This window comes from Aquidulcibacter sp. (assembly GCF_049239865.1).
Lineage (GTDB): Bacteria > Pseudomonadota > Alphaproteobacteria > Caulobacterales > Aquidulcibacteraceae > Aquidulcibacter.
The window spans coordinates 1-3,988 of record NZ_JBMLTR010000166.1 but is presented as its reverse complement, the minus strand read 5'-3'; the positions used below and the strand labels follow the sequence as shown (position 1 = coordinate 3,988).

Genomic DNA, 3,988 nt, shown 5'->3' with positions numbered 1-3,988 from the left:
ATAATTCAGCCGGCGCTTCGATGTTGCTGCCGTTTCTGGCGACCATCTTTATGGGGGTTTTGACGCCCTTAATCGCCTTTTATGTCGCTCGACAGATTGGCAAGCAGAGTATTGTCGATTCAGGCGCGATGGCGGCTCACTTCGGCTCGGTCAGTGCCGTGACCTTTATGGCCGCCCTCAACTTCGCGACTTTGAGCGGCTTTAAGATCGAGGGCTATCTGACCGCGCTTCTGATTGTGTTGGAGGTGCCCGGTATCATTATCGGTATCGTGCTAGCGCGCCTTATGTCGGAAAATCGCACCATCAGCGTCAATCATGTGCTGCGCGAAGCCATAACCAGCAAAAGCGTCATGCTGATGGGCGGTGGGTTGTTGGTTGGCCTGTTGACCGACGCCAAGGGGATTGAGGCTGTCTCCACCGTCTTTATCACGCCCTTCCAAGGCGTTTTGGCCTTCTTCTTGTTGGAACTGGGCGTGGTGGCCTTAAAGCGCCTGCGCGAATCAAAAGCGCCTTTGCCCTTCATGCTTGGGTTTGGGATCACCATGCCGATTGTGTTTGGGGCGATTGGCTTGGTTGTGGGCCATTTCGCGGGCTTCTCGGTTGGTGGTACGGCGGTATTTGCCACCATGGCTGCCAGTGCTTCTTATATCGCGGCTCCAGCTGCCGTGCGCATGGCGATGCCAGAGGCGAATGAAGGGCTCTATCTGACGACGTCGATCAGCATCACCTTGCCATTCAACATCATCATCGGCATCCCAGCCTATTTCGCGGTATCGGCGATGATTAGCGGCTGGCCGACGATGGCGAGCTTGACGGGGGGTTAGTCCGCCGCCCGCGGATCTGCCCGCACCCAGCCACGTTCATGGTTGAAAAGGTCGAGGCCACCCGTGGCAATGTCAAAGCGTGCGCCTTCCAGATTGAGGGTGCCAGCGGCGACTTTTTCGGCAACAAACGGGAAGCTCAACAGATTGGACATCGAAAGCTCGACACTGGCGCGCTCGCACGGTTCGATCTCTTGCGTGTTCAGCGCCACGACGACAGGGACCAAAACGTCGATCCATTGATTGACGAAGCGCAAGCTCTGGCCTTCTTGCCCGGCCTTGGTGCCCCAACGTCCACGGTCGATTGCAGCCTTGACCCCACCACAACGGGCGTGGCCCATCACAAGGATGGTCTTCACACCAAGCGCTTGGACGGCAAACTCGATGGCGGCAGAGGTGCCATGCAGGCCTTCGCCTTGCTCAAACGGTGGCACAAGGGCGGCCACATTGCGCACCACAAACAACTCACCCGGCGATACGTCAAAGATCTGACCTGGATCGGCGCGCGAGTCCGAACAGGCAATTACTAAGAGGCGTGGGGTCTGGCCATCGGCCAATTGCTCATAGAGTTCGCGTTGGTGCGGCCAAGCATCCCGGCGAAAACGGCTATAGCCTTCCAATAATCGATCCATCAGAAGTCTATAGCCGCAGCTGTCCGGGCAAGGGAAGGCTTAATTGGCGCGCGTCACATGCAAGACCGCGCCTTCAACGCCGGTCACGACCAAAACGCTGCCACTATCGGGGTCGGCCTTGTCTTGGGTTTTGGCGGCCCATTCGGTATCGCCCAGACGGACCCGGCCAGCACCGCTCACAAAGCCATCCACCGCAATGGCCTGCTGGCCAATATGGCGTTGCAGGGGCGCGTTAAGCGTGGGGTCTTCCGACGGCGTGGTATCGGGCTTAAAGAAACGCCGTCCGCCTACCGTCGTTGCCAAAGCAAAAAAGGCAAAAGCCACCAATTGTAAGGGCAGGCTGGCATCTGGGAATAGGAAAGCCAGTGCCGCGGTGAGAGCTGCAGCAGTGGCGATCCACAACAAATAGGCGGTACCCGTCAGCAGTTCAGCTGCCAACAAAGCCGCACCAATGCCAAGCCAGGTCAAAGCGCCAAAGCCCGCCCAAGAAGAAGTAAAAGCTTCCATTCGTTTAGTCCTTTGTGGTGGGAACAGCGGTACGGGAAGGGGCTTTGGCTTGGCCTTGGCTTTGTGTAGCCGTGCCCGACATGGTCAATTGACGCACCCCTTCAATGGCCGAGGCAATCGCACTCAATTCCGTCGGCACGATCACGGTGCGTTGTTGCGGAGAGGAGGCCAGCTTACCAAAGGCTTCCACATAGGATTGGCCCAAGAAGTAATTCAGCGCATTGACGTCACCGGAGGAAATTGCGTCGGACACCATGCGCGTCGCGTTGGCTTCAGCCTCGGCTGCGCGTTCACGGCCTTCGGCGTCGCGAAAGGCGGATTCCTTGCGGCCTTCCGCTTCGAGGATGACAGCCTGCTTATGGCCTTCGGCGCGCAGGATGGCGGCCGCTTTTTCGCCCTCGGCAGAGGTGATTTCGGCCCGGCGCTCGCGTTCGGCTTTCATTTGCTTGGCCATGGCTTCGTTGAGGTCCGATGGAGGCGACAAGTCCTTGATCTCAATGCGCACGACTTTGACGCCCCACGGATTGGTGGCCGCATCAATGGTCTGCAACAGTTTGGCATTGATGGTGTCGCGCTGGGACAAGACCTCGTCCAGCTCCATCGAGCCGATCACGGTACGCAAATTGGTCAAGGACAGATTCGTGATGGCTAGACGCAAATCTTCGACCTCATAGGCGGCCTTGGCGGCGTCAAATACTTGGGTGAAGACCACCGCATCGCAGCGCACCATGACGTTGTCGCGCGTGATCACCTCTTGGCGCGGCACGTCCAAGACGCTTTCCATCATCGATATCTTGCGGCCGATCTGATCCATAATGGGTGTAATGAAATGGATGCCGGGGTGGAGCGTGCGCAAATAGCGGCCAAAGCGCTCCAGCGTATATTGTCGGCCTTGTGGGACGATTTTGACAAAAGTGGTAACAAAAATGATCGCCATCACAACCAAGACGGCAGAGAACCAAAAGAATTCCATGAATAAACCTCCCCATTCAGAGCCAATGTGAGGCAGGCCATAACGCGGTACACACACGTGTCCGAAGCCTACCCTAAATCATTGCCCCGGCGAGATATGTGTATTGCCAAACCAGATTAAAAGATGCCGCTCGCTTTCCTGTGGATAAAATGGTGGATAAATTTGGGGATAATCCACATCCATCTGATTCTATGCGTGATTATGAGAATCGCGACACACAAAAAACTTCTTGTCAAAATAAAAATCAGGCGTACTCTTGGTTTCACGGAAGCAAGAGCGGGAGTAGAAAGTTAGCGAGGCGACAAAAGAAGAAAACGCCTTTCAATAGGTGGGGTCAACATAGTCTAATTCTAACGAATACTTCTGAAGGCGAAGCGAAAGCTATACCTAGCGCTTGGAGCCGTCGCACTCAACTTGTTGAGAGCAGGCCGCACGGGGAAACCGGTGCGGCCTTTGTGCGTTTTTAGTCCATTTGTGCGTTTATAGCTCAATCGGCCTTGCCGGCGGCGTATGTTGCTTTGCCCTCGTGGAGGCAAATGCGTCTTTGCGCACACGCTCAGATGCGCACGCTGCTGCCGTTTGTGTGCAGGCGCGGATTGTCCGTCTAATGATGGCTCAGTCTTTGCCTCAGATGGCGAGCGACGATTTGATCGCGCTGAGGAAGGCTTGCACGGTTTGTGACGGCGCTTGGGCTGCATGGGTTACGGCACTGATTGAAAAGGCGGCACCGCCGGGAAACGGAAGTGTCCGGCAGGCCCCCTTCGCGACTAAGGGTGCCGCAGCAGAGGCTGGTAGCATCGTGACAATATCAGACCGCATGGCCAGTTCCAGGCACGCGCTTTGGTTCAAGATCCGATATTTGGGAAACCCTTGCCGCCGCAAAAGTTCACGTTGTTCAAAGGGCAGGGCATTTTGAAACTTGCTATCAAACCCAGCGATGGCCCAATCGAAGGCCAAGATGGCCGAAAGGGAGCCGTCGGTTTCCTCAATGGGATGGCCAGGCCGAAAGACGACTTGATAGGCCTCAGACACCAGCTTTTGCAGTTTCAATTCAC

At 56.2% G+C, this 3,988-nt stretch carries 5 protein-coding genes; 1 reads left to right on the top strand and 4 read right to left on the bottom strand.

The annotated features are described in order from the left end of the window. Positions 1–824: sodium-dependent bicarbonate transport family permease (locus ACOVRA_RS11790; RefSeq protein ID WP_421720459.1), on the top strand; the 824-nt coding region annotated here is incomplete at its 5' end. Here ACOVRA_RS11790 and ACOVRA_RS11785 read toward each other — a convergent pair. The 4 genes from ACOVRA_RS11785 to ACOVRA_RS11770 all read right to left on the bottom strand — a co-directional run. Beyond that, the gene (locus ACOVRA_RS11785) at positions 821–1,453 is read right to left on the bottom strand and encodes a carbonic anhydrase (RefSeq protein ID WP_421720458.1); all 633 of its coding nucleotides are present in this window, start codon (positions 1,451–1,453) and stop codon (positions 821–823) included. The two genes, ACOVRA_RS11790 and ACOVRA_RS11785, sit on opposite strands and share 4 nt — an antisense overlap. Positions 1,454–1,492: 39 nt before the next feature. Beyond that, positions 1,493–1,960 (bottom strand): NfeD family protein, encoded by a 468-nt coding sequence (locus ACOVRA_RS11780; protein ID WP_421720457.1) that lies wholly within the window; start codon positions 1,958–1,960, stop codon positions 1,493–1,495. A gap of 4 nt (positions 1,961–1,964) precedes the next feature. After that, positions 1,965–2,933, bottom strand: a complete 969-nt coding sequence (locus ACOVRA_RS11775) for an SPFH domain-containing protein (protein ID WP_421720456.1) — start codon at positions 2,931–2,933, stop codon at positions 1,965–1,967. 627 nt (positions 2,934–3,560) lie between these two features. Then, positions 3,561–3,988 (bottom strand): LysR substrate-binding domain-containing protein (locus ACOVRA_RS11770; RefSeq protein WP_421720455.1); only part of this gene is annotated, 428 nt, incomplete at its 5' end.

Coding starts and splice junctions, on each gene's coding strand:
- ACOVRA_RS11775 (WP_421720456.1), bottom strand. CDS start 2,933: ATGGAATTCTTTTGGTTCTCTGCCGTCTTGGTTGTGATGGCGATCATT.
- ACOVRA_RS11785 (WP_421720458.1), bottom strand. CDS start 1,453: ATGGATCGATTATTGGAAGGCTATAGCCGTTTTCGCCGGGATGCTTGG.
- ACOVRA_RS11780 (WP_421720457.1), bottom strand. CDS start 1,960: ATGGAAGCTTTTACTTCTTCTTGGGCGGGCTTTGGCGCTTTGACCTGG.